We start from the raw sequence: 24716 nt of genomic DNA on the forward strand, positions 1-24716 counted from the left end.
GCCTCCAACCGATCGATCTTCTCTTCCTCGGGGAGAAGACACAGATGAGGGGGCTCGCGATGTAAACCACCCCACCCACTCCACGCGCCAAGCCCCAATGCAGATGATATGCGGCACCTGACCAACTCACCCACAGCGGTTTCCCCCGGATTGAGTGGTTATCCGATAACGCGATCCAGAAGGATTTAGAATGTGAAGGTCAGCGCGGCGTAGACAAAATTAACGTCGTTGTGTGGGCCGGTTTCGGCGATAAACGCGCCATGAAAGAAGTGGGAATAACCTGCGTAAGAGTTGATATAACGATCAAACTGCCAGTTCACTTGCAGGTCAATCTCGCCGCCAATCACTAGATCCGTTTCCGACATTCTTTTAAGGAATGTTATATGGCGGCACTCGCTGCCTTAAAAAGGCTGATTGCCAAATCAAGGTCACAGCGGCCCGACAATGACAGGCTTGTTCTTGGAAAGGACAGCCATCGTCTTTTGGTCCAGGTTGAGATGGGCCTCTACCAGCTTCGGTGGGGTCAGCGCCATCCATTGGTTTAATGACACGTCCGCAAAATAAGAACTGCGGAACATTTCCAGAAAACGTAGCGTCTCGCTGCCCGTGTTCTCAATGTAGTGGCCCATCGCAAACGGCACATAGCCCACATCACCCGCCTGATAATCGAACGTACGCGCTTTCCCACTTGACGCAAAGACGGTCATCCGACCACTGCCGTTAATGTAATACTGCCACTCGTCGGTATTCGGATGCCAGTGCAACTCACGCAATCCACCCGGCTCGACCTCGACCAACGCCGCCGCTATTGTGCTCGCGGCGGGAAAATTATGTGAATCCACAATGCGTACCTGGCCTCCCGCAACCTTTATCGGCTCTTGCGCCAGCATCCGATAGCTGTATCGCACCGGCACCTCCCCCGCCGGAGATTTCACCGTGTCTGCGGCGATAGGGCCGGGCACCTCTCCAGCAAAAATCCATCGCGTGTCTGTTGGAATGTTGGCGAAAGCGGACTCGGGCACGCCAAAGTTCTTGGCCAATACCTCCCGTGGCGTATGCGCAAACCAATCGGTGATGAGGAAAGTCTCGTTCTCTGAGAAGTTGCCGTCGTCGAAAACCAGCAAAAACTCACAGCCCTCTTCGAGTCCCTGAATCGAATGCGGGATGCCTGCGGGGAAGTTCCATAGATCTCCCACACCGACGTCGTCGATGAAGTTTCGTCCCTGTGCATCGACAGCAGTGATCCGGGCACGGCCAGCAAGCATATACGCCCACTCGGCCTCCTTGTGCCAATGCAGCTCACGGATGCCGCCGGGTTTCAATCGCATGTTCACCCCCGCCATGTTCGTCGACACCGGCAGTTCACGCACCGTCACCTCACGTGCCCAACCGCCTGACGTTAAACGGTTGCGCGCCATTGCATAGGAGAACTTGAGGTTCGGGATTGTGCCAGCGTCAGTGTCTGGCGAGGCCAGCATGTCGGGATTTTCTTGCTCCAACGGCACGTTCCGAGGCCCCATAATGGGCGCCCCCTTATCACCGCGGATTGGCTGTGGCCCGTTGGCAACATCTTGCTTTGTCTGGATCATAATCGTCTCCTTTTCTTTGTTATTTTTCGCACACCTTGTCTGGAAATTATCGACTGTTCCGGCCTCACGGGATGCCCCAAGACGTCCTGGGCCAACTGTCCGATGCGTCTGGACAGAACTTGAAACAAGACCAGTGCAGCTTCCACGAACCCGCACAAACTTCCTCCTTGCGAAAAGCCACCAAGACGCTTTTGAACCGTAATGCCTCTCAGTCCCATCCGCAAAAATCACCACATGGGGTTATACCCTTACGATCCCACCAGAATCATTCCGTGAAGCTGGCCCGAACTTCCTCCAAAACGGGTGTTCACCCCACTGTTATCAATCTGGCTTTTCATGGGAGGTTTGGAAGCGGAGAAAAAGAGAGATCAGATCGCAAAGAGGAGATGAGTTATGGCCCATCAGGATCAACCGTACCTGATCCATATTTCACAAGAACATATTGGGAAAACCTCATTGAAAGCTCCAAAACATGAATGATCAACAGATACGCAACGGGAAAATTGTCCGGAGTGCAGAACCGCTCAATCTTGAGATGCCGTTCGAAAAACTCGATGGCTTTATCACGCCGACGGAATTGTTTTACGTACGGATGCATTACGCAATACCGAAGATCGACAGGACCAAATGGCGGTTGCGGGTTGAAGGCGAAGTCGAAAGAGCCTTCGAGCTCAACTTCGACGAATTGACCAAACTCGCATCGAAAAGGGTTGCGGCGCTGCTGGAGTGCGCCGGCAATTCCCGAATCTTTCTCGAACCCAAAGTGTCAGGCGTCCAGTGGGGACTGGGCGCCGTCGGCAACGCAAATTGGACCGGAGTTCCCTTGTCAATCCTGCTCGATCGTGCCGGCGTGAAGCAGGCTGCGCGTGAAGTGATTCTCGAAGGGGCCGATGAGGGTCCGGCCGAATTGGCGGGAGGGCCGCATGGCAAGGTGTGCTTTGCGCGGAGCATTCCACTGGCGAAGGCGCGCGAGGATGCGTTGCTCGCATACAAAATAAACGATGTCGACCTTCCAGCCGAACACGGCTTTCCCGTGCGCGCGATTGTGCCCGGATGGTACGCGGTTGCGTCGGTCAAATGGTTGCAGCGCGTCATCGTGATCGATCGACCGTTCAACGGTTATTACCAAACTTTGGATTACGCGTTCTGGAAGCGTGTCCACGGCAACCCTGAGCTCGAGCCGCTGCGCAAGATGCCAATCAAATCAGAGATCGCGCAACCAATGGAGGGCGAAACGGTTCCGGTAAATTCGAAAGTGCGTGTCCGTGGCGCTGCCTGGACCGGAGAGGGAGAGGTCGCCAAAGTCGAGCTTACTGTCGACGGCGGCGCGACCTGGAACGAAACGAAACTCGACGAGGCGAAGCCGAACGCCTGGCGGCTTTGGGAATTCGATTGGCAAACGCCCGCAACTGCCGAAAAGCGAATACTCATTGCCCGGGCCACTGATTCAAAGGGTCGCACGCAACCTGCCGAGCACGATCCCGATCGCGGCGCTTACATGATTAATCATCTTCTGCCGATTAACGTCGAAGTTCGGTAGGAGCGAGGTCGATCCGGTTGAACTTCGCCGCCATGCGTTTAATCTGAACTGGAGTGTCGGCGGGGCTTTCATGGTCAAAATGTGATCCAACCGGCTCTCTGTCTTGCTGTCGCGTTCCTGTTGGGCTTGCCTCTGGAACAAACCCGATACGTATTCCTACTCAGTGCTCTTCCCTGCGGCTTCTTTGGCATTCTCTTCGGTGAAAATTTCAAAGCAATTCCTGATGTGGCAAGCTCGAGTCTCATTGCGAGCACTCTGTTTGGTATCATCACACTGGCGGGATGGATCATTCTTCTCAGCCACTTACATTAGGACACCCTATGTTTCATTGCGAAGGTGCGAATAACCTGAGCATATTCACCACCCGGTATCACACAAATTATGACAGCACCCTGGCGCTGCTGCCAGAAGCCTCTTGGAGCCATCTCATAATAAACCGAGGATGGCCCAAACATTTCCGCCAAAGTGGGTGTTCACCCGATGGTTATCGACCCGATTTATTTTGACGATTGGCAGAAACCGGGAAATGGTGATTTTGGATTGCAAAGAGGAGATGGATTGTCGCCGAAGCCTAGTGGGCACTTTCATATCACCGGAGGAAAAGCAAAATGCCAGACATTCGCAAAGAAACCGACAGCCTCGGCGAGGTAGATGTTCCCGCCGATAAACTCTGGGGCGCCCAGACCCAGCGCTCGCTTGAGCACTTCAGCATCGGCCAGGACCTGATCCCGCGCGAGATGATCAGCGCGTACGCCACTCTTAAGAAAGCCGCCGCCAATGCCAACCATGCCGGCCAGCGACTCGACGACGAGCGCCACAAATTGATCGTGCAGGTCTGTGATGAAATCCTTGCCGGCCAGCATGAGGACATGTTTCCGCTTCATGTCTGGATGACTGGCAGCGGCACTCAGTTCAACATGAATGTGAACGAGGTGATTTCCAACCGCTGCTGCCAGCTCGCCGGGACACCATTGGGGAGTAAGAAACCGGTCCACCCCAATGACGACGTCAACATGTCACAGTCGTCCAACGATTCGTTTCCTTCCGCCATGAATATAGCCGCGGCGGTTAATGTGAAGCAGCGATTAATCCCAGCAGTGAAGGCGTTGCGTGATGCCATTCTGGCGAAGGTCGAATCGTGGGAAGACATCGTCAAGATCGGTCGCACACATATGCAGGATGCCACACCTCTCACCCTCGGCCAGGAATGGTCGGGTTATGCGGGCATGCTCTCGGACGATCTCGAGCGAATTGAGGATGCTCTGAAAGGTATCTACCGCCTTGCGCTCGGCGGCACCGCCGTGGGCACCGGCATCAACTCGGCGCCCGGCTTCGGTGAAGCAGCAGCCGCCGAAATCGCAAAACTCACAGGCCTGCCCTTCGTCAGCGCGCCGAACAAGTTCACGGTTCAGGGCGCTCACGACGCTCAGGTGCAGCTTTCCGGCACGCTGCGCACTCTGGCCGTGTCGCTCTACAAGATTGCCAACGACATCCGGCTGATGTCGTGCGGTCCGCGAGCCGGCTTCGCCGAGTTAATGATTCCGGAAAACGAGCCGGGCTCGTCAATCATGCCAGGCAAGGTAAATCCCACCCAGGCCGAAGCACTGACCATGGTCGCCGTGCAGGTGATGGCAAACGATGCGGCGGTGGGCTTCGGTGGCGCAGGCGGCTACCTGGAAATGAACGTTTACAAGACTTTGATCATTTACAACGTCACTCACTCCATCAGGATCATGGCCGATTCGTGCACAAACTTCCGCAAATTCCTGATCGAGGGGACAAAACCGAATCTGAAAAAGATCAAGGAGTATGTGGACCGCTCCCTGATGCTGGTGACGGCGCTCTCGCCGGTCATTGGCTACGACAAGGCGTCCCAGATTGCCCACTACGCGATGAACAATGACCTCACCCTGAAGGACGCCGCACTCAAGCTCGGCTTCGTGACGGAGGATGAGTTCGACCGCGTTGTCGATCCGGCGAAGATGGTCAGGCCGTACGTCGCGATTGCCAGGCAACCAGAGCTCAATCGCGAACTCGAGCCAGCAAGCCATTAACAAAGACAATCGATATGAAAAATATTAATAAACGCGGAGTGGAATTGCTCCAGGACCCATCGCTCAATAAATCTACAGCATTTACCGAAGCCGAAAAACAGAAGTTCGGCCTGATTGGCCTCGTGCCCGACGTTACCGAAACCGAGGACCTGCAACTGCGCCGCGTCCTGCTGCAACTCAGCCACCAGAGCACGGACCTTGAGCGCTACATTTACCTCATGAACCTGCTCGACCACAGCGAGACACTCTTCTACCGGACCGTCATGTCGGACCCGGCGCGCTTTTTGCCGATCGTGTACGATCCGACCATCGGCGAGGCCTGTCTCAAGTTCGGCCACATCTACCGCGGGCCGCGTGGCATGTATCTCTCGATTACGCGCCGCGGCAAAGTGAAGCAGGTCTTGAAAAACTGGCCGCAGAAGGATGTCCGGTTCATCTGCGTCACCGATGGCGGCCGAATTCTCGGCCTTGGTGACCTCGGAGCAAACGGCGCCGGCATTCCCATCGGCAAGTTGCAACTTTACACCGCCTGTGCCGGAGTGCCGCCGCAATACCTGCTCCCCATGTACCTCGACGCAGGCACCAACAATGAACAATACCTGCACGATCCCTTGTATCTGGGGATGCGCAGAACGCGCCCGCCGACTGCGGAGCTTTATTCGTTTGTGGATGAATTCGTCGATGCAGTGCAAGAGGTGTTTCCGAAGTGCTGCATCCACTTCGAGGATTGGACGGGCACGGATGCGGTGCATTTGCTCCAGCGGTATCGCGACCGGTATTGCGTCTATAACGACGACGTGCAAGGCACGGCCGGGATCACCCTTGCCGGGATGATCAATGCGTGCAAGATCAAAGGCTCGAAGCTGAAGGATGAAACATTTTTGTTCCTCGGCGCGGGTTCGGCTGGCATTGGACTCGCCGACCTGCTTTGTTCCGCGCTCGTTCAGCAAGGCATGACGCTCGAACAAGCGCGCTCCAAGGTATATCTGTTCGACATCAATGGCCTGATCGAGTCGAGCCGGAGGGACCTCGTTGATTTTCAGAGGCCATATGCCCATCCGCATGTGCCGACGCGGGATTTCGTCGCCGCGATTGAGAGCATCAAGCCGACCACGATCATCGGAGTCAGCACCGTCGGCGGCGCTTTCACGCAAGCGGTCATTGAAGCCATGTCGCGCATCAATAAACGCCCTGTGATTCTTGCGTTGTCAAACCCGACCGACCGGGCCGAGTGCACACCCGAGCAGGCGTACACCTGGTCGAAGGGCAAGGCGATTTACGCCGCCGGTGTCCAGTTCCCGCCGGTTCATTACAATGGCCAGACCTTTCTGCCGGGGCAGGCAAACAACTTCTATATCTTCCCGGCGATTGGCATGGCGATTTTTGCCACGCAGGCAAAACGAGTGACAGATGAGATGTTCATCGAAGCCGGCCAGGCCGTCGCGGACCAGGTGCCGCCTGAACTGCTCAAGCAAGGCCTCCTGTACCCGTTGCAGGCGAACATTCTCGAAACTGAAATCCAGACTGCGGCACGAGTGGCGAAACTGATCTTCAACTCCGGCCTGGCCAGGGTGCCGCGTCCGTCTGCCGACATGGTGGCATTTATCCGCAAGCAGGTTTATCAGCCGGAATATGAGGAGGAAGCGCCGGTTTCCCCGCCCAAAGCAGCTGCGAGGCCCAGCCGCTTGCGGCTCCCGCGCCAGCCACGCCTTGCTCCTTCCCGGCGGAGAAGTGTTCGAGCATGATTACATGAAGAATATCAACGATCAGGAAGCCCAACTCCGGGTTCGCGACCTGCTGCTCAACGCATTGACGGTTTCGTCGGGAGCTATCGATGCCGTCAGCTTTCTCGCCTTGGGCAAGGTTTTCACAGCGTTTATGACCGGTAATGTCGTGTTTCTCGGGCTACGGATCGCAGGCGGTAATATCGTGCCCGATGCCTTGGCCATCCTCATTCCGATAACGGCCTTCGCGATGGGTGTCTATCTTTCGATGCTGATTGTCCGGCCCTCTGCCGGCTCTGGCATGTGGCCGCACCGAGTCACGATCGCCCTCGCAGTATCACTGATTCCACATGCAACTTTCCTCGCAGTCTGGTTTGCGAATCACGGCCTTCCCACGCCCCAGGCAACTGATTTCCTCCTCGGCATGTGGGGACTTGCGATGGGTATGCAAAGCGCGGCGGTTCGAACTCTCCATGTGGAAGGCGTATTTACGACCGCGGCAACCGCCACCATCATTGTCCTCGTGAGCGACATCGCATACTGGCCCAGGACGGAGGCCGAGAGGCAGCGACTTGCAGGTATACTCGTCTCTCTTTTTATTGGCGCCACAGCCGGAGGGCTTCTCCTGGTTTATGCCCGCCTCTACGCCCCCATCCTGCCGTTCTTGGTCACTCTCGCCACTATTTCGGCTGCACGAATCCTATTCCGCGAGCCGCGTGTGGCTCACTGATTTCAGTTGCCCCCTCGAAAAAGATAAATCCCAAAAACTTGCAGGAAGAAATTTCAAGTGCTACTTTCTGCCAGCAGCAAGGACACACCACAAGCAAACGGGCCAGGACACCATGCTGGCGGCAAGCAATTATGCAGAAGCGAACGAAGGCTTTGGCATGGCTCTGTACGAAGGCGATTTTCCTGGCACTGTTTGTCATGCCTTCCTGTGGCCATGCCGCCTCAGACACCAACTCTCCGCCGCCTATTCCCAAACCCGGTCCGTTGGCTCAACCCAGGTCTCTGCAACAAGTCGGCCTGCCGCTCGATCAAACCCGCGCAACCATTCCACCAGACAATCCGCAGACTCCGGAGAAGATTGCGCTCGGACAAAAACTGTTCTTCGATGGCCGATTATCGGCCGATGGAACCGTGGCCTGTGCCACTTGTCATGATCCCGCACGCGCTTTTACGGACGGCAGACCGGTTTCGATAGGTATTCATGGTCGGCCCGGCCAGCGCAACTCCCCCACCGTTCTGAACGCTCTCTACAACAAGACACAATTCTGGGATGGGCGGGTGAAAACGTTCGAGGAACAGGCGGAACTGCCCATTATCAATCCGGTCGAAATGGGGCAGACAAACATGGATGCGGCGGTCGCCAGTATCCAGGCCATCAAGGAATATCGGGATGACTTTGAAAAGGTATTCGGACGTCCGCCCAATGGTCCAGACATCCAGCGCGCGATTGCCTCCTATGAACGAACATTGTTTTCCTTCAACTCGCCTTTTGACCGCTTCATTGCCGGTGACGCAAACGCCATCGACGATTCAGCAAAGCGCGGATGGAAGCTGTTCAACACCCAGGCTCGATGCAACAAATGCCACGCGCTCAGTGACAACCAGCCAAACCTGATCAACTTCACGGATAACGACTTTCACAACATCGGCATTGGCATCATCAGGCACCATGTCGTCCCGCTCGCACGTCAGGCTGAAAAATTGGTTAACTCTGGAAATTCAGCTGCGATCGATCGCGCCGCCATTCTGACAGACTTTAGCGTGCTCGGCCGGTTTCTGGTCACCAAGAAGCAGCCCGATATCGCTTCGTTCAAAACGCAAAACCTCCGCAATCTGTTATTGACCGCACCTTATTTCCACGATGGGTCACAGGAAACTCTTTGGGACACGATGGATCATTACAACAAGGGCGATGGTGTGCAAAACCCGTTCCTCGACCAGGACATCCAGCCCCTCGCCTTGAGCGAGGATGATATCAATGATTTGGTGGCTTTTCTCGCCTCTCTGACCAGCGACGATTACAAGGAACCAGCGGCCAAAGAATTGGCCCGTCAACGCGCTATCGCAAAGACCAACCGTCCCCAACGCGATACCGCCCGGGCCTTTGGCCCGAAACCGGTCCAACCGCCGCCCGGCCCGTGAATCATGTGGATTGTCCGCCTAGCTCTCCGGCGTCCATACACGTTCATCGTGATGGCGTTGCTGTTGTTTTTGCTCAGCCCATTTATATTGCTGCGCACTCCGACCGATATCTTTCCAGTGATCAACATCCCGGTGATAAGCATTATCTGGCAATTCACCGGGTTGAGCGCCGACCAGATTGAGGGGCGCATGGTTTACGTTCATGAGCGGGCTCTGACCACCACGGTGGACGGTATTGAGCATATCGAGTCCACCTCCTATGATGGCGTGGGGGTCATCAAGGTTTTTTTTCATCAGGGCGCTTCCCCAGCGCAAGCCGCAGCACAGGTCACCGCCGTTTCGCAAACCATCCTGAAGCAACTTCCGCCCGGCACAACTCCGCCGTTGATTCTCCAGTATAGCGCTTCGACCGTCCCGATTCTGCAGTACGCCATCAGCAGCCCGACTCTGTCCGAGCAGGAAATATATGACCTGGCGCTCAACCAGGTACGCGTCGGGCTTATCAACGTTCCGGGAGTCGGCATTCCGCTTCCATTTGGGGGCAAGGTGAAGGTGGTTTCTGTTGATCTTGATCTGAAGGCACTGCAAGCGAACAATATCGCGCCTTCGGATGTTGTTACTGCGATCGGTCAGCAAAATGTGGTCTTTCCCAGCGGCACGGCGAAGATCGGTGCGACGGAATATGACGTTAGCTTGAACACCAGCCCCCGGTTGCTGAATCGGCTGAATGATCTGCCGATCAAATGGGTTCAGGGCACGGTGATTTACATCCGTGATGTAGCGCAGGTACGTGATGGTTATTTGCCCCAGCAGAACATGGTCCGGCTAAACGGTGTGCCCAGCGCGCTATTGAGCGTGTTTAAATCGGGCGGCGCATCAACGCTTGAAGTCGCGAGCGGAGTGAAGGCAGCCATGCCCCGCGTTCAAAAGACCGTCACCAGTGCTCTCGAAGTGAAGCAATTCGCCGACCAGTCGCTCTTTGTCAGTGCAGCCATTTCCGGTGTGGTGCGGGAAATGGTGATCGCGGCGGCCTTGACGGCCACGATGATCCTGCTGTTCATCGGCGCATGGCGCAGCACCCTTATCATTTGTATCTCGATTCCGCTTGCGATTCTGGCATCTCTGACCCTGCTGAGCGTGTTGGGCGAAACCATCAACCTGATGACACTCGGCGGCCTGGCGCTCGCGGTCGGAATTCTCGTGGATGATGCAACGGTGGAGATCGAGAATGACCATCGCCATATGGCGAAGGGCAAGCCGCTGCAGCAGGCGATCCTGGACGGAGCGCAGGAAATCGCCCTCCCAGCCATGGTATCCACGCTGTGCATCTGCATCGTGTTCGTCCCGATGTTCCTTCTGACTGGTGTGGCGCGATTCCTCTTTGTTCCTCTGGCTGAGGCGGTTGTTTTCGCCATGCTGGCCAGTTATTTATTGTCGCGGACGCTCATTCCCACGCTGGTGATGTATTTCTATCGGCATCACCCCTATCACGAACACGACCCGAATGTCCCGCGTGATACCAAAACAATGGCTCCGTGGCTGCGACCATTTGTGGCAATCCAGGACCGCTTTGAACGCGGTTTTGGGCGTTTTCGCCAGGGGTATGGTGAACTGCTCCAGACGGTGTTGGCGCATCGAATGATCTTTGCGACACTATTTCTGGCCTTTTGCCTCGGCTCATGGTTGCTGGTTCCGCTGCTGGGGCAGGATTTCTTTCCGACGGTCGATGCCGGAATGTTCGCACTGCACGTTCGTGCTCCCACAGGCACACGCATTGAATCGACCGCCGTACTCGTCGACAAGGTTGAGGCAGCGATCCGGCGTGAGATTCCAGCCAAGGACTTTCAAGGTGTGCTCGACAACATTGGATTGCCCGTTTCGGGCATCAACATCAGTTACAACGCCAGCGGGATGATAGGGACAGAGGACGCGGATATCCTAGTGTCCTTAAACCCAGGCCATCGCCCCACCGCCGAATATGTGCGGCGCTTGCGCCTCGTGCTCAACCGCGAGTTTCCCGGGAACATTTTTTATTTTCTGCCTGCGGATATCGTCACCCAGACGATCAACTTCGGCCTGCCCGCCCCTTTCGATATCCAAATCTTCGGTCACGATCAGACGGGCAATCGGCAGGTCGCCGCGCGACTCGCAGAAAAGATCTCGCACATTCCCGGGGCGGTGGATCTACGTGTACAGCAACCCGACAATGAACCATATTTGGAGTTTGCCATCGACCGAACCAAGGCGGCCGAGTTGGGTCTTACCGAGAGCTTTGTGGCAGGTGCGGTGTTGCTAAGTCTGACCGGCAGCAGCCAGGTCACGCCTACTTACTGGCTCGATCCTCGGACTGGGATTCAATATCTCGTAAACGTTATGGCGCCGCAGTACCGGATGGATTCACTGGATGCACTCAAATCCATGCCGGTGAATGCCAGTCAACCGGGCAGGGGCAACGTCCAATTGCTTGCCAATCTGGCTGCCTACTCGCGCACCAACTACCCGGCGATTTACTCCCACTACAATATTATGCCGGTCATCGATGTCTACGGCGGGGTAAGCGGCCGGGATCTGGGGGGGGTGCTGCATGACATCCAACCACTCATCAAACAGGCAGAAAAGGAACTGCCTGCCGGCAGTACCATACAGGTGAGTGGCCAGGTGAACACCATGCGCTCCAGTTTCACCGGCTTGAGCATCGGACTGGTGGCGGCCGTGGCGCTCATCTACCTGTTGCTCGTGGTAAATTTTCAAAGCTGGCTCGATCCTTTCATTATTCTTACCGCGTTGACGGGAGCACTGGCGGGCGTCATCTGGGGATTGCACGTCACAAACACCACTCTGAGCGTCCCGGCCATGATGGGCGCCATTATGGGCCTCGGTGTGGCCACGGCGAACTCGGTGCTCGTGGTGACCTTTGCCCGAAACAACTTGCAACAAGGGATGGATCCGTTGAAAGCGGCCTGGGAAGCCGGCTTTGACCGGTTGCGTCCGGTGCTCATGACGGCAATGGCGATGATCATCGGCATGATCCCCATGGCATTAGGCTTGGGTGATGGCGGCGAGCAGAATGCTCCCTTAGGTCGCTCGGTCATTGGCGGGTTGGTAATTGCCACCTTCACCACGCTGTTTTTCGTGCCAGTGGTATTCAGCCTATTATACCGCCGAACACGTCAAACATGAACTCACCCGAAGATAGCAAACGAAAAGCCGATGGAGGACAGCCCTCTCCGGAACAGCCGAATCAACCTCCTTCGGATGCGAAATCGTCTGCGAAGCCGGGTTTACATCTCGGCCTCATTGCCGGCGCGGTGGCGGTGTTACTCGTTATTGGATTTTTTGTTGGCATAATTCCCCATTGGCGCCAGGCCAAAGCAACCAAGTCCTACACCCAGGAGTTGGCAGTCACCACCGTTGCAGTCGTTTCGCCCGCGCCCGGTAAGTCAGCTGCCGGACTCATGCTGCCAGCCGAAGTCAGACCCTGGCTCGATGCCTCCATTTTCGCTCAAGTCAGCGGCTACCTAAAAACCTGGCTCGTGGATATCGGTGCGCAGGTCAAGGAAGGCCAGTTGCTGGCCATAATCAATACACCCGAAGTGGACCAACAGCTTGAACAGGCGCGCGCCCAGCTTGTCCTGGCCCAGGCGAACCTCAAACTGGCCAGGATAACGGATGAGCGATGGCAGGCCCTTGTCAAAAAGGCGGCAGTCTCAGAACAGGAAGCCGCGCAAACATCAGCCGCATGGGCTGTCGCGGCCGCCAATGTCGATGCCACTGCCGCCAATGTCCGCCGGTTGGAAGCCCTGAAATCCTTCCAGCGCGTGATCGCGCCCTCGGACGGGACAATAACACTGCGCAATGTGGATATCGGCGATTTGATTGTTGCGGGTGCCGGCGGCAAGGAACTATTCCATCTGGCCCAAACCGGGAAGCTCCGTGTATACGTGCGCGTGCCCGAACCCAATGCCCCCGACGTCAGTCCAGGCCAATCAGCAGAGTTGGTGGTTTCCCAAGCGCCCGGGAAGGTTTTTCCAGCGAAGGTCATCACCACCTCGAGGGCAGTGTCGCCGGTTTCGCGCACGTTGCAAGTGGAACTCGAAGCAGACAATTCCGAAGGCTTGATCCTTCCAGGCAGTTATGGGCAGGTTCGTTTAACCGGTGCAAAACCAAGCCCAAGGTTGGTGCTCCCTTCGAACACCATATTGTTTCGTGCCCAAGGTTTGCAGGTGGGGGTTGTGGGAACCAACAACACTGTCGAGCTGCGCCAGGTGCAAATTGGACGCGACTTTGGCCAGACAGTCGAAATTGCCTCAGGCGTAACCCTCGAAGATCGCGTTATCATCAATCCTTCCGGTTCTCTGGTAAGCGGCACGGTCGTACGTGTAACGCAAGCGCCCCCCACCCCTGCTGCAAAATGAAATCCGCCTCCGTACACGTCGTGCGATGGTATTGTAACCAGCTCTTTGCCCTGATGGGAGCGACGCTGGTTCTTGGCGGTTGCATGGTTGGGCCGGATTATAAACGCCCGGAGGCAACGCGCATACCCGCCACTTACGCCGGTGCAACCAATCATGAGTGGAAGGTGGCTGAACCACGGGCCCACCTGCCCAAAGGCAATTGGTGGGAGATGTTTGGCGATCCAGAGTTGAACCGGCTGGAAGCCGAGGCGGCGTCGGCAAATCAACAACTCAAAGCCGCTTTCTCCCGACTCGAGGAGGCCCGTGCGATTACCGATATCACCAGGTCCGGACTGTTTCCCAACGTTGCACTTTCAGGAGAATACACACGTCAGCGTACCTCACCCAACCAACCATCGGTGCTGAGCGGTAACGCCATTGGCAAGCCCAGTACGTTCAATGACTTCCTCGTTCCACTGAACCTGAATTACGAGGTTGACCTGTGGGGGCGAGTGCGCCGCAGTGTGGAATCAGCCAGGGCTCAGGAATCCGCCACTGCCGACGATCTCGGAACCATCCAGCTGATCATCCAGGCCGAAGTGGCGGCAGACTATGTCTCGTTACGCTCGCTGGATACCGAATACGCCATTGTGCGATCCACCATCGGAGTGTTCCGCAAATCACTTGACCTGACACTCGACCGTCGCGCTGGAGGCATTGTCAGCGATCTGGACGTCGCGCAGGCGGAAACAGTGTATCGGACAGCCCGGGCCCAACTGCCCGCGATTGCCTTGCAGCGAGCACAATTCCAGCATGCCTTGGCCGTGCTGATCGGCAAACCCGCTTCCAGTTTCGCAATCCCGGAACGCGCACTCAGGGCAACACCGCCCGTTATTCCACCTGGTTTGCCTTCCGAACTGCTGGAGCGGCGCCCCGATATCGCCGCTACGGAGCGCCGCATGGCGGCCGCCAACGCCAGTATTGGTGTGGCCAAGGCGGCCTTTTTTCCAACCGTTCGTCTAAATGGAATGGCGGGCCTTGAAAGTGTGAATGCCGGCACTGTGTTTAATTGGTCGAGTCGATTTTGGTCGGTTGGCCCCTCCCTGACGCTGCCAATCTTCGAAGGCGGAGCACTGCGTGCCAATCTGCGATTCACAAAGGCAACTTATGATGAAACCGTCGCCGATTATCGTCAAATCGTGCTCACCGCGTTTCGTGACGTGGAAGACAACCTGTCTGCACAGACCCTCCTCGCGAGTGAATACGAGGAGCAAGCCGGCGCGCTGCAATCTGCCAACCGGCAACTGGAGATTGCCAATGATCGTTATCATGGTGGTCTGGTTACCTATCTGGAAGTCGCCACCGCGCAGAACCTTGTCCTCGGCCTTGAGCGGACCGTCGTGCAACTCCGCGGCCAGCAACTTGTAACCGCCGTGGCTCTGGTCCAGGCACTGGGCGGAGGATGGCAACCGATAATGGATGATGGGGCTTCGTCAAAAATATCCGCTCTCCCACCCACGAAGTAGGTGAATACCCCATATGTTCCCTTTCGCGCAGTGCGGTTAAAATGATAGAGCTTAAATTCGTTTTATATCTATTATCAGAAAGCAAGCCGTACCAAGCACATGCAAGCCGAACTGACCGACCAGATCCTGGATCTCCCTCCGGGTGCTCATCTGTGCCTTCTCTACGACAGAGATCCCCAGGAACAGATGCCTGCTCTCATTCCTTTCATCCAGGAAGGCCTGTCGAAAAATGAGCAGTTCGTTTATGTCGCCGACGATCACACTGTCGATGAATTGGCCGACGTACTCAGGCAGCACGGGATAGATCTGGAAACTGAATCCAACAAAGGTCGGCTGAAGCTATGGAGCAGGAACGAATGGCGCGAACCAGGTGAATTAAATACCGAACAGAAAATCCAACAGGTCCGCCGCATCGTCCAGCAAGCCGTCGACTCAGGTTTCAAAGGCATCCGCTTCGCCGTCGAAATGACCTGGACGCTGGGGCCCGACATCAACGTCAGGCAATTGGAACATTGGGAAGCCGCCATCAATACCCTTTTCAACTCTTCCTTTCCCGGGCGCATCATCTGTCAATACAACCGCAGCCGGCTCGCCCAGGACGTCCTCATGGCCGCCTTGCACACTCATCCACAGGCGATTTTGGGTGGCGAAATTTGCTCCAACTTTTTTTGCCATGACGAACGGGTGCTTAAAGGTCACAGCCATTTGAATGCTCCCAGTGAGGACATTAAGGACATTACCAGCGCCGCCGAGCGGGTGAACTGGATGATCTCGCGGCTCAAGCAAGGCCGCACGGCAGAAAGGCAAAATCAGGAACGACTTCGTGAAGAGTTGGAACGACGCAAAGAAAACAATTACACCAACCAGCAATTGGCAGCCATCGTCCAATCCTCGGATGATGCCATCATCAGCCAGGATTCAAACAGCATCATCATCAGTTGGAATAGTGGTGCTGAAAGAATTTTTGGTTACACTGCCCGGGAAGCCATCGGGAAATCGATCACCATGTTGATTCCTAGTGATCGGGAAAACGAGGAACCTGACATCCTGAAACGCATTTGCAATGGGGAGCGCATCGACCATTATCTGACGGTTCGCCGTCGGAAAGATGGCAGCCTTATTGACGTCTCTCTCTCGGTTTCTCCGCTGAAGGATGCCACGGGAAAAATAATCGGCGCTTCGAAGACTACCCGCGAAATTACCCGGCAAAAGCAGATTGAGGAAACCCTCCAGCAGCGCACGAAATCTCTGGAGATTCTGAATCGAATCGCTGAAAAATTAATCTCGGAACGCGATCTTGAGCCCTTAATCCTATCGGTGGTCGATGCCGGTCGTGAACTGAGTGGCGCTGAGTTTGGTTCCTTTTCTATAACGTGAAGAATGAACAGGGCGAATCCTACACACTTTATACCCCCTCCGGGGTGCCGCGCGAGGCATTCGCCAAAATTCCCATGCCCCGCAACACCGCGCTCTTCGGCCCCACCTTCCGCGGCGAAAGGGTGATACGCATCGGCGATGTGTTGCAAGACCCGCGCTACGGGAAGAGTGCGCCTCATCACGGCATGCCCAAGGGACATCTTCCCGTCCGCAGTTACCTCGCCGTGCCAGTTTTCTCACGCTCCGGCGAGGTCTTGGGCGGCTTGTTCTACGGCCATTCCGCCCCCAACATCTTCACCTCCGAGTCCGAGGCCACACTTCGCACCCTGGCGTCCCAGGCCGGCATGGCAGTGGACAATGCCAACCTTTACTCCACCTTGCACCGTGAACTCGCCGACCAAAAGCGTGCGCAACAATCCAGTCAACTGCTCGCATCCATCGTTGAATCTTCCGATGATGCCATCATCAGCAAAGACCTTAACGGCATCATTACCAGTTGGAATGCCGGGGCTCAGAAGCTGTTCGGCTATACCGCGGCAGAAGCCATCGGCCAACCGATCACTATTGTCTTTCCTGCGGAACGTCTCAACGAGGAGGAGGGCATTCTGGCCCGCATTCGCAGAGGCGAACGCATTGACCATTACGAAACCATCCGCCAACACAAGGACGGCACCAGGATTGATATTTCACTCACCGCGTCTCCTATAAAGGATGCCGACGGCAGAATCATCGGCGCTTCCAAAATTGCGCGGGATATTCGTGAACGCAGACAGGCAGAAGAAGCCCTGCAGGAGGCCAACGAAAAATTGGCCCGGGCCAATCAGGAACTCGAAAGCCGCGTCTCAGAACGCACTGCCTCACTACAGCAAGCCTTGAGCCAGATGGAGGAATTTTCCTACAGCGTCTCTCACGATTTGCGGGCGCCCGTTCGCGCCATGCAAGGATATGCCAGGGTGCTTATGGAAGACTTTTCCGCCCAACTGGGCCAGAAGGGAACAGATTACCTCGATAGAATCATGCGCAGTGGTGTGCGCATGGATCGGCTTATCCAGGAAGTCCTGACTTTTAGCCGGCTCGCCCGGACAGAAATCGAATTAAAGCCGGTCTCCTTGGAGAAACTGCTGCCGGATATCGTTCATGCCTATCCCCAGCTCCAGCCTCCCCATGCTGAAATCATCATCAAACATCCCTTGTTAATGATGCATGGCCATGAGCCCTCGCTGACTCAGGCGATTTCCAACCTTTTGAACAATGCCGCTAAATTCGTGGCACCGGGAGTGAAACCAAAGATTCACCTCTGGACCGAACAATCGGGAGACCGGGTCCGCTTGTGGATCGAAGATAATGGCATCGGCATCAAACCAGACTATCAAGCCCGGCTTTTCGGACTGTTCCAACGCATTCACGGAGAAACCATATACGAAGGAACAGGCATCGGACTCGCCATTGTCCGCAAGGCTGCGGACCGCATGGGTGGCAAAGCGGGCTGTGTATCGGATGGCGTTTCCGGAAGCAAGTTTTGGATTGAATTAAAAGCTGTTCAATAACCGGAGCAGTGTCGAGACATTGGATCCTCCTAGTAGAAGAAGTCTACGAGGCTAACGCTTTTCTCATCATAACGAGCCGCGAACTTCCCATCCATTCCAAAACGCACCTCAGATTCCACTCGCTCTCCTTCAAATAATCATTAACCTTACCCCATGAGTTTCGCTATCGAAACCAGGGGGTTGACTCGCCGCTTCGGCAATGTTTGCGCCGTTGACGCCTTGGACTTGCAGGTCGAACGCGGCCGCTTCTACGGCTTTCTCGGCCCTAACGGCGCTGGCAAATCCACCACCATTAAAATGCTCACCGGCCTGCTGGCTCCCACCAGCGGCGCGATTACGATACTTGGCCAGGACGTCAGCGACACTGCCAAAGCTCGCGAAGTCAAGCGTCACATCGGCGTCGTGCCCGAAAATCTGGCGCTCTTCGACAATCTTACCGCCCGCGAATATCTCACTTTCATCGGTCGCATGTATCTGCTGCCACCAACCATTGTGCGCGAACGCTCCCAGGAACTGCTCACCATGATGAACCTCGAAGGCGAAGAAAAGAAACTCACCATGGAATATTCCCATGGCATGAAAAAGAAGCTCGCTTTGGCGGCGGCACTCATCCCCAACCCCGAACTCCTTTTCCTCGACGAACCTTTTGAAGGCGTCGATGCCGTCGCCTCCCGCGTGTTGCGCGACATCCTGAAGCGAGTGGTCGAACGTGGTGCCACCGTGTTCCTGACCTCGCACGTGCTTGAAATCGTCGAAAAACTATGCACGGAAGTCGGCGTCATCGCCAAAGGCAGACTGGTCTATCAAGGCTCCATGGCCCAGGTGCGGGAAAGCGGCACGCTGGAGGAAACCTTCATCAAAGCTGTTGGCGGTGACGAACACGAAAGTCAAAAACTAAGCTGGCTCGAGTCCTGAATCAAATGAACTGGTCCCAACTCAGCACCATCATCTGGTTGCGCTGGCGCTTAAGCCGCAACCAATTTTCTCGCGGTGGCGCCCTCAACGCGGCTCTCAAAATCCTCGGCCTGATTGCTGGCATAATCCTCTTCGTCGGCTCAGGGATAGCCGGCTTGCTGGGCGGTGCGCTTGGACTGTCCAAAGCGTCGCCGATGATCAACCTTTTCGTCTGGGACGCCATCATCGGCATGTTCATTTTTTTCTGGCTTATCGGCGTCCTCGTGGAAATTCAACGCGCTGAATCCATCGACCTTTCCCGCATCCTCCATCTACCCGTCTCTTTGCAGGGAGTATTTGTGATGAACTACATCGCCTCGCTCCTGACTCCTTCCATCATCATTTTTCTGCCAGGCGCACTCGGCATCTGTCTCGGCCTGCTCTGGGCCAAAGGCCTCACCATGCTCTGGCTCCTGCCTCTGCTATTGACGTTTCTATTCATGTTGACGGCCCTGACCTATTGCCTCCGCGGCTGGCTCGTGACTGTCATGATCAACCCTCGCAAACGTCGCAACGTTATAGTCATAGCCACGATGACGATCGTGCTCGTTGGCCAGGTTCCCAATCTCTACTTCAACGTCTTTATGCGCCGGGGCCACTCTCGTCACCATGCATCCAGCTCCGCGCCTACAGGCACTCCAGCTTCCTCTGCATCCAGTGACACCGGCATTCCCGGTCACCTGCCCCCCGCTTATTTATCAGCTCATAAATACGTTCCACCACTTTGGTTGCCCGGTGGCGCGATGGCATTGGCTTCCGGCGATTCCTGGCCCGCTCTCTGGGGCTCCCTTGGCGCTCTATTGCTTGGCACTGCCGGCCTCGCCCGCGCCTATCAATCCACCCTCCGCTTCTACCGTGGACAGACCAACGCTGCACCGGTAAAAGTCAAAGCCCCAACTCTGACCACCGCCAAAATCCAGAATAGTCTCCTCGAAAAACAGCTCCCCTGGTTGCCAGAAGAGGTCACTGCCCTTTTTCTCGCATTTTCCCGTTCTCTGAGTCGCGCGCCCGAAGTCAAGATGGCCCTCGTCACCAATATTGTCTTGCTTGTAGTCATCGGTGGCGGAGCGTTCTCAAACGCCACCCGCTCAATGAGTGAAAGCTTCCGCCCATTTATTGGCACCGGTGCCGTCGCCCTCACCTTCTTCGGCCTGCTCCAGCTCATGTTCAACCAGTTTGGTTGTGACCGCGAAGGTTTCCGCGCCCTGGTGCTGCTCCCGGCCTCTCGAAGCCACGTTCTGCTGGCGAAGAATCTTTCCTTTGCCCCCATGGTAGGCACGCTTGGTCTTGTTCTGCTCGTCCTGCTCACCATCCTGGCTCACCTGCCCTTGTTGGCTCTCTTCGCCTCGTGCCTGCAACTCATCTCCATGTTCCTGTTCTTGAGCGTCGCCGCCAACCTCTTTTCCATCTTCGCTCCTTATCGCATGGCGGCCGGTTCCATGAAAGCTGCGAAACCACCGGCCAAAACTGTCCTGCTCATCATGCTGACCCAACTCTGCTTTCCTCTCCTGATGCTTCCTGCAATCCTTCCGCCGCTCTTCGGATTTCTCTCAGAAAAGCTTGGCTGGCTCCCCGCCGGACCAATCAACGCGATGCTCTCCCTCGGGTTGCTCGCCATTGCCGCCATGTCCTACTACTTCAGCCTCCCCGGCCTTGGACGCTATCTCGAACGCCGTGAAAAGGACATCCTTCTCATTGTCTCCCACGAAGCAGAATAATACCTTTCCGCACCGGTAAACGTCCGTCAGCCGACGGCCCCGCGCTGGGCGTCAGCCATACATTCTCCGTATCTCGATCTTCCGCTCAGTACATACCTTCTCCAACTCACCCAAACCCGGCTCGGGTAAAATTAAAAACGCATCCTTGTAATTGTTCCAATAAACCGGATGAGGAGCTTCATCTCCATGCGGCACAAACCACGTCTCCCGTCCCCTGCTCGTCAAACGCCGCACCACGCACGCATCCATTTCCAGTTCCCCTTTAAGCACATCCAAACTCACCACCCGTCCTTCTGCCTGCAGTTTCCCCAACCATCCCTTCTTCCCGCTCGTCCTGCGCACCAAATAGGAAATACAAGTTCCCGCACACGCCATACTCCACACAGCACACACTCCGATGATAATTGCATCAACCATACCCAAGGTTGTATCCCAGCCAATGCCCCCTGCCAACGAACAATTGGCCATGGTTATCTCTCAGCATTTGCCACAACTTAGAAGGGTTGTTGTAGTCCGGCTTTGGACTGGGTGGCAGCGTGGCCTTTGCCTCCTCGAACTGCTCAAACCTATCCTTGAATGCCTCGGCGGTGCCCGACCCGCATTGTGGGTCAATGATGGTGGCGGGTGATGTGCTGTGCAGGTGCGTGACGCAGTAGTCGCGCAGGTGATTTGGAGTGAAGTATTGTTGCTGACCGGCGAGTGTTGCCCACTCAGCAGAACTCTCAGTGCCAATAACTTCTTCGATGTTATCTAATGCGATAGTGCTTCTTGCTTGTTTCATGGTAATAAAAAAGCCGCCATGCTTTTGGCACGGAGGCTCGGTCAATTTGTGGTTGTGAAATTTACGGTTTCACGGTTATGGCTACAGGTAGGTGACGAATCCTGAGGATTTTGGCGTTGATATACAATCGGCTGTTCGTATATCCATTGTTCGACATTACGTACTATGAAAAAAACGGCTATATTTCTTCTTATTCCATTGATGCTATTCTCTTCGGGCTGTGGAACATTTTCTACTCAGTTCACCTCCGAGAAAGATCGTCGGGCTGAGAGTCCCCACGCGGTCACTATGCACCAGGTCTATAGCGGAACATCCGCCGATTTAATATACGCAAAGGATTTGGTGAACGGAGGGACTGGGATGGACGCGGCTGGACGCGGCTTTGAATTGATTATCGTTCCGATTTTCTTGGCATTTGATACCCCTCTATCGGTCGTAATGGATACTGTGTTTTTGCCCATGACTGTGCCAAAGCAGTTTATACATGGAGACATGACATTGGTGAATCCATTGGAGAATCACTAGATAGTGATATTCGTATGACAAGTAACACGAATCCACCTAACAAGATGCTGAAGCCAACTTGGGTTGGCGTTCTCAGTTCCGCTGTCGCGGCTCACGCCCCAGTTCCGGCTTGGCTCAGTTCTCGGTCGTTAGCCTGAAGCACCCCTTGCGTGCCATCATTTACATGCTAGCCGGAGCATTCTTTGCCGTGAGTGCTTTTCCCGAACTACGAAGAGGCAGTCGCCTGCGTTCGCGCATTTCAGATAAAGATATTTGGGTTTGGCGAGCAGTGTTCTTGGCGATCGCTTGTTTCTTCTTTGTGCGAGGTGTGATTGCACTTTGGCCCTAATATTACAGATTTATGACATCGCCAACGTACCTTGAACTCATCAAATCGAAGCTTTATCCCAACATGTATCCGAAGCTGATTGAGGCAGATGAGGCCCATATCATCCTCCGCGATGGTCGTTATCTCTTTTGCTGTTTGCCTTTGGAGCAGGTGGACCTGAACGACACGCACAATAAGGCAATCAAAGCGCAGCTCGCAAAGACATTCAAGGCATTCCCCGTCATCAGAGAATTCGGTTTGTTCCTTCATATTTACGGTCCTGTGGCTCGCTGGAAGGAGGTATCGAAAATGATAACGGTAGACAAGACCGCCCTACGGCCCATTATCGTGCAGAACGTCAACTTCATTGATCCAGAGACAGGAGATGTTTTCAACAATCGCACGGCTTGGGGGCCAGTGAAGTTTGGCTTTTGCGGCAAAGTGATTGAGACGATTGAGGCTGTAGCCAATGAACTCAAGAGTCGAGGCTAACCATGCGCTGCATCACCATCGCTCCCATGAAAACATCTCTGTTAACAACTTTAATTCTTTTCACATCGATTTTAGCCTTTGCGGTTACCAACCCTGGGACAAGTAAGTTGATTGGCCATTGGCACAACGTGAATGGAAATCGACGAGCCTGTGTGAAAACTCCTCCACAGGGGGAGCGTAGCACACCTTGCGGCAACCTCCCGCCGCCGCGTATGAGGCACCCAAAGTTTCAATCGACGAACCATGGGGTATATATTAATTATTAGCCTGCATTGCCACCCGTGAGCGGTTACATCATTTATTTTGTTGGCGGACTCTTCATCCTCCTTTGCGCGAGTATTATGTGGGCACAGATAGACCACTTTGTAGACCAACTTACCGGCAGCACTCGCATTCGGTGGTATCGCCGCCTGTTCTGGAGACAGACGGTTGAGGATTTGATGGCCGAGTTGCAGGCAGGCAAGCGGACAGAGATTAGCGGGGAGGAGGTTGAGTTGGCGAAGGCGTATCAGAGGCGACGGATGGCGTCAGACATTAGGTTTCCCAAGGCCGGAGAGATTTATGAGGCGATTGGAGATTTCGAGGTTCATTACATGACGGCGCATTGTGCGCCATTCACTGGTGGCGGGAGGTCTATTTTGCCGAAGGGTGAGCGTGTTCGTGTTTGCGAGCCTTCCAATCCAGAGCCGCTTTGCGTTTATTGTGACCCGCTCAGCTATGAGGCATTGCATGAGCGCATTGTTTCTGCTGAGGAGCGTGCTCACGAGCGATACGAGGGCTACTACTTTAACATTGATACCGTGGACTTGAATCGGTTCTTTAGGTTTGTTGAGAGTTCAAAAACAGATGAAGAGACCAACAAACATGCAGGCTGACCATGCGCTGCGGCGAACCCGGCCATCGCGCTCCGGTCGCAATCACAATAGGAGCAACGGTCTGATGCCCACACCGAACTGCGGGTGAGTGAGTTGACTATATCATCTTGAATTTCCCTTCCTTGTTGTGGTGTTGAAACATGGTGCAGCCCAGGCTGGGCAGACCAAAATTATCTTGAGTTCGGCCCAGGGTATGACTGAAGTTTTGCTTTCATATACGGCTGGTTCCTATATTAGAGACGTATAAACTACTTCCACAAACCGTTAAATTAAATGTTTCAATATACGAAGCGCCGGTGGGCTATTAATTGTTGGCCGGAGCAATCCATATGAATAAATTACCCATATGTATCCTGGTGACAGCTCTTGTTTCGCAGTCTGCGCTGGCGATTTCTCAAGCCGATACGGAGGAACGAAACGACATTCGGTATGCGAAGAACGAGCAGGCACCACTCGAAGGAATGCTTGAGCATTATTTCGAGGATGGACGGATTTGGGAGATTTATTACTACAAGCAGGGAAAAATGAATGGGGAAGGAATAGTATTTAACCGATCAGGGCACCTGGCATCGCGGGCAAACTACCGTAATGGGAAGATTCATGGCAAATCCACCCATTGGACCGATGCAGGACTGAAACAATGGGAGCAATTTTACAGCGACGGCGAACTCCTCGAGACAGTCTTTTTTGACCCGGCAGGCAAGGTCACTAAACGAGAAGTCCAGCATGCAACAGAAAAACCTAAGAAATGATGTCGGCCCCTCATGCAAGCCGAGCGTCGTCGGTGACTGTCCGGCCATACAGCTCACCGTCACAGGTGAATGCTGTCTTCATCAATCTGCTCACAACATCTCCTTTGCTTCGATCAGCTCGTATTTTTCCTTTACCCTGTCCAGATATTCCAGCGGCGTGTCGCCGTCTTCCCATGCCGACTTGAACCTATCTTCATCGCCAACGTCATTCAGTTCCAGACCGAACTGAGCCTTGGCTGAAAGTCCCAGCTCTGTCTTCCATTCGCGGAAGGTCATGCCAGTTACCTCATCCTTTCTTCGTCAAGCACGGCGTTCATGCGCTCAACCATTCCCTTCAATGTTTCCATCAGCTCGTAAGGGTTGTGTGCATCCCTGACTGCGTTGCGGGTATCACCCGCTTCCGCCGTCAC

Annotated in this window: 22 protein-coding genes; 17 read left to right on the top strand and 5 right to left on the bottom strand. The window is 55.0% G+C overall.

The window, feature by feature from the left end; genetic code table 11:
* Positions 1 to 185: 185 nt before the first annotated feature.
* The gene (locus CFLAV_RS21975; RefSeq protein WP_007417047.1) at positions 186 to 365 is read right to left on the bottom strand and encodes a hypothetical protein; all 180 of its coding nucleotides are present in this window, start codon (positions 363 to 365) and stop codon (positions 186 to 188) included.
* A 63-nt stretch (positions 366 to 428) separates the two neighbouring features.
* Complete coding sequence (locus CFLAV_RS21980) at positions 429 to 1589, bottom strand: oxalate decarboxylase family bicupin (RefSeq protein WP_007417048.1); 1161 nt, start codon at positions 1587 to 1589, stop codon at positions 429 to 431.
* Between the two features lie 472 nt (positions 1590 to 2061).
* On the opposite strand from CFLAV_RS21980, the gene CFLAV_RS21990 reads away from it, so the two are divergent.
* From CFLAV_RS21990 to CFLAV_RS22050, 13 genes are all read left to right on the top strand, one after another.
* On the top strand, positions 2062 to 3129 hold the full coding sequence (locus CFLAV_RS21990) for a sulfite oxidase (RefSeq protein ID WP_007417049.1): 1068 nt from the start codon (positions 2062 to 2064) through the stop codon (positions 3127 to 3129).
* A gap of 81 nt (positions 3130 to 3210) precedes the next feature.
* Positions 3211 to 3441, top strand: a complete 231-nt coding sequence (locus CFLAV_RS37900) for an AEC family transporter (RefSeq protein ID WP_040549771.1) — start codon at positions 3211 to 3213, stop codon at positions 3439 to 3441.
* A 296-nt stretch (positions 3442 to 3737) separates the two neighbouring features.
* On the top strand, positions 3738 to 5183 hold the full coding sequence (fumC, locus tag CFLAV_RS22000; protein ID WP_007417051.1) for a class II fumarate hydratase: 1446 nt from the start codon (positions 3738 to 3740) through the stop codon (positions 5181 to 5183).
* Between the two features lie 14 nt (positions 5184 to 5197).
* Positions 5198 to 6928: an NAD-dependent malic enzyme gene (locus CFLAV_RS22005; protein ID WP_007417052.1), complete on the top strand. Its 1731-nt coding sequence runs from the start codon at positions 5198 to 5200 to the stop codon at positions 6926 to 6928.
* Positions 6929 to 6932: 4 nt separating this feature from the next.
* Positions 6933 to 7637, top strand: a complete 705-nt coding sequence (locus CFLAV_RS22010; protein WP_007417053.1) for a YoaK family protein — start codon at positions 6933 to 6935, stop codon at positions 7635 to 7637.
* 131 nt (positions 7638 to 7768) lie between these two features.
* Entirely contained in the window at positions 7769 to 9058 is a 1290-nt protein-coding gene (locus tag CFLAV_RS22015) for a cytochrome-c peroxidase (protein ID WP_007417054.1), read from the top strand.
* Positions 9059 to 9061: 3 nt separating this feature from the next.
* The gene (locus CFLAV_RS22020) at positions 9062 to 12238 is read left to right on the top strand and encodes an efflux RND transporter permease subunit (protein ID WP_007417055.1); all 3177 of its coding nucleotides are present in this window, start codon (positions 9062 to 9064) and stop codon (positions 12236 to 12238) included.
* Positions 12235 to 13473, top strand: coding sequence for an efflux RND transporter periplasmic adaptor subunit (locus CFLAV_RS22025; RefSeq protein ID WP_007417056.1), 1239 nt, complete (start codon positions 12235 to 12237; stop codon positions 13471 to 13473). The genes CFLAV_RS22020 and CFLAV_RS22025 overlap by 4 nt, the downstream gene beginning before the upstream one ends.
* Positions 13470 to 14978: an efflux transporter outer membrane subunit gene (locus tag CFLAV_RS22030; RefSeq protein WP_007417057.1), complete on the top strand. Its 1509-nt coding sequence runs from the start codon at positions 13470 to 13472 to the stop codon at positions 14976 to 14978. The genes CFLAV_RS22025 and CFLAV_RS22030 overlap by 4 nt, the downstream gene beginning before the upstream one ends.
* A 99-nt stretch (positions 14979 to 15077) precedes the next feature.
* A complete protein-coding gene (locus tag CFLAV_RS37905; protein WP_007417058.1) occupies positions 15078 to 16355 on the top strand; it encodes an MEDS domain-containing protein in 1278 nt (425 codons plus the stop codon).
* Positions 16352 to 17902, top strand: a complete 1551-nt coding sequence (locus CFLAV_RS32855) for a PAS domain S-box protein (RefSeq protein ID WP_007417059.1) — start codon at positions 16352 to 16354, stop codon at positions 17900 to 17902. Before CFLAV_RS37905 ends, CFLAV_RS32855 begins: the two co-directional genes overlap by 4 nt.
* A 153-nt stretch (positions 17903 to 18055) precedes the next feature.
* A complete protein-coding gene (locus tag CFLAV_RS22045) occupies positions 18056 to 18817 on the top strand; it encodes an ABC transporter ATP-binding protein (protein WP_007417060.1) in 762 nt (253 codons plus the stop codon).
* Positions 18818 to 18822: 5 nt separating this feature from the next.
* A complete protein-coding gene (locus tag CFLAV_RS22050) occupies positions 18823 to 20574 on the top strand; it encodes a hypothetical protein (protein WP_007417061.1) in 1752 nt (583 codons plus the stop codon).
* A gap of 51 nt (positions 20575 to 20625) precedes the next feature.
* Here CFLAV_RS22050 and CFLAV_RS22055 read toward each other — a convergent pair whose 3' ends face one another.
* A complete protein-coding gene (locus tag CFLAV_RS22055) occupies positions 20626 to 20991 on the bottom strand; it encodes a hypothetical protein (RefSeq protein WP_150107539.1) in 366 nt (121 codons plus the stop codon).
* Entirely contained in the window at positions 20984 to 21355 is a 372-nt protein-coding gene (locus tag CFLAV_RS22060; RefSeq protein WP_007417063.1) for a hypothetical protein, read from the bottom strand. Before CFLAV_RS22060 ends, CFLAV_RS22055 begins: the two co-directional genes overlap by 8 nt.
* Before the next feature lie 288 nt (positions 21356 to 21643).
* Here CFLAV_RS22060 and CFLAV_RS37910 point away from each other — a divergent pair, with 288 nt between their 5' ends.
* From CFLAV_RS37910 to CFLAV_RS22080, 4 genes are all read left to right on the top strand, one after another.
* Positions 21644 to 21880, top strand: a complete 237-nt coding sequence (locus CFLAV_RS37910) for a YceK/YidQ family lipoprotein (RefSeq protein WP_425500542.1) — start codon at positions 21644 to 21646, stop codon at positions 21878 to 21880.
* 340 nt (positions 21881 to 22220) lie between these two features.
* The gene (locus tag CFLAV_RS22070; protein ID WP_007417065.1) at positions 22221 to 22679 is read left to right on the top strand and encodes a hypothetical protein; all 459 of its coding nucleotides are present in this window, start codon (positions 22221 to 22223) and stop codon (positions 22677 to 22679) included.
* 281 nt (positions 22680 to 22960) lie between these two features.
* Positions 22961 to 23554, top strand: a complete 594-nt coding sequence (locus tag CFLAV_RS22075; RefSeq protein WP_007417066.1) for a hypothetical protein — start codon at positions 22961 to 22963, stop codon at positions 23552 to 23554.
* Between the two features lie 329 nt (positions 23555 to 23883).
* A complete protein-coding gene (locus tag CFLAV_RS22080) occupies positions 23884 to 24306 on the top strand; it encodes a toxin-antitoxin system YwqK family antitoxin (protein WP_007417067.1) in 423 nt (140 codons plus the stop codon).
* Between the two features lie 90 nt (positions 24307 to 24396).
* Here the strand turns inward: CFLAV_RS22080 and CFLAV_RS22085 are convergent, their stop codons facing one another.
* Positions 24397 to 24582 carry a hypothetical protein gene (locus tag CFLAV_RS22085; RefSeq protein ID WP_007417068.1) on the bottom strand — a complete coding sequence of 62 codons (186 nt, stop codon included), beginning with the start codon at positions 24580 to 24582 and terminating at the stop codon, positions 24397 to 24399.
* Positions 24583 to 24716: the final 134 nt, after the last annotated feature.

Origin of the sequence: Pedosphaera parvula Ellin514 (assembly GCF_000172555.1) — a bacterium.
In the GTDB taxonomy this organism is placed as follows: Bacteria; Verrucomicrobiota; Verrucomicrobiia; order Limisphaerales; family Pedosphaeraceae; genus Pedosphaera.

Bases quoted from the DNA above. Each gene is read 5' to 3' on its own strand.
- CFLAV_RS22070 (WP_007417065.1), top strand. From the start codon at position 22,221: ATGACATCGCCAACGTACCTTGAACTCATCAAATCGAAGCTTTATCCC.
- CFLAV_RS21990 (WP_007417049.1), top strand. From the start codon at position 2,062: ATGAATGATCAACAGATACGCAACGGGAAAATTGTCCGGAGTGCAGAA.
- CFLAV_RS21975 (WP_007417047.1), bottom strand. From the start codon at position 365: ATGTCGGAAACGGATCTAGTGATTGGCGGCGAGATTGACCTGCAAGTG.
- CFLAV_RS37905 (WP_007417058.1), top strand. From the start codon at position 15,078: ATGCAAGCCGAACTGACCGACCAGATCCTGGATCTCCCTCCGGGTGCT.
- CFLAV_RS21980 (WP_007417048.1), bottom strand. From the start codon at position 1,589: ATGATCCAGACAAAGCAAGATGTTGCCAACGGGCCACAGCCAATCCGC.
- CFLAV_RS22050 (WP_007417061.1), top strand. From the start codon at position 18,823: ATGAACTGGTCCCAACTCAGCACCATCATCTGGTTGCGCTGGCGCTTA.
- CFLAV_RS22010 (WP_007417053.1), top strand. From the start codon at position 6,933: ATGAAGAATATCAACGATCAGGAAGCCCAACTCCGGGTTCGCGACCTG.
- CFLAV_RS22025 (WP_007417056.1), top strand. From the start codon at position 12,235: ATGAACTCACCCGAAGATAGCAAACGAAAAGCCGATGGAGGACAGCCC.
- CFLAV_RS22055 (WP_150107539.1), bottom strand. From the start codon at position 20,991: ATGGTTGATGCAATTATCATCGGAGTGTGTGCTGTGTGGAGTATGGCG.
- CFLAV_RS22015 (WP_007417054.1), top strand. From the start codon at position 7,769: ATGCAGAAGCGAACGAAGGCTTTGGCATGGCTCTGTACGAAGGCGATT.
- fumC (WP_007417051.1), top strand. From the start codon at position 3,738: ATGCCAGACATTCGCAAAGAAACCGACAGCCTCGGCGAGGTAGATGTT.
- CFLAV_RS22005 (WP_007417052.1), top strand. From the start codon at position 5,198: ATGAAAAATATTAATAAACGCGGAGTGGAATTGCTCCAGGACCCATCG.
- CFLAV_RS37910 (WP_425500542.1), top strand. From the start codon at position 21,644: ATGCACCAGGTCTATAGCGGAACATCCGCCGATTTAATATACGCAAAG.
- CFLAV_RS22060 (WP_007417063.1), bottom strand. From the start codon at position 21,355: ATGAAACAAGCAAGAAGCACTATCGCATTAGATAACATCGAAGAAGTT.
- CFLAV_RS22030 (WP_007417057.1), top strand. From the start codon at position 13,470: ATGAAATCCGCCTCCGTACACGTCGTGCGATGGTATTGTAACCAGCTC.
- CFLAV_RS22080 (WP_007417067.1), top strand. From the start codon at position 23,884: ATGAATAAATTACCCATATGTATCCTGGTGACAGCTCTTGTTTCGCAG.
- CFLAV_RS22045 (WP_007417060.1), top strand. From the start codon at position 18,056: ATGAGTTTCGCTATCGAAACCAGGGGGTTGACTCGCCGCTTCGGCAAT.
- CFLAV_RS22085 (WP_007417068.1), bottom strand. From the start codon at position 24,582: ATGACCTTCCGCGAATGGAAGACAGAGCTGGGACTTTCAGCCAAGGCT.
- CFLAV_RS22020 (WP_007417055.1), top strand. From the start codon at position 9,062: ATGTGGATTGTCCGCCTAGCTCTCCGGCGTCCATACACGTTCATCGTG.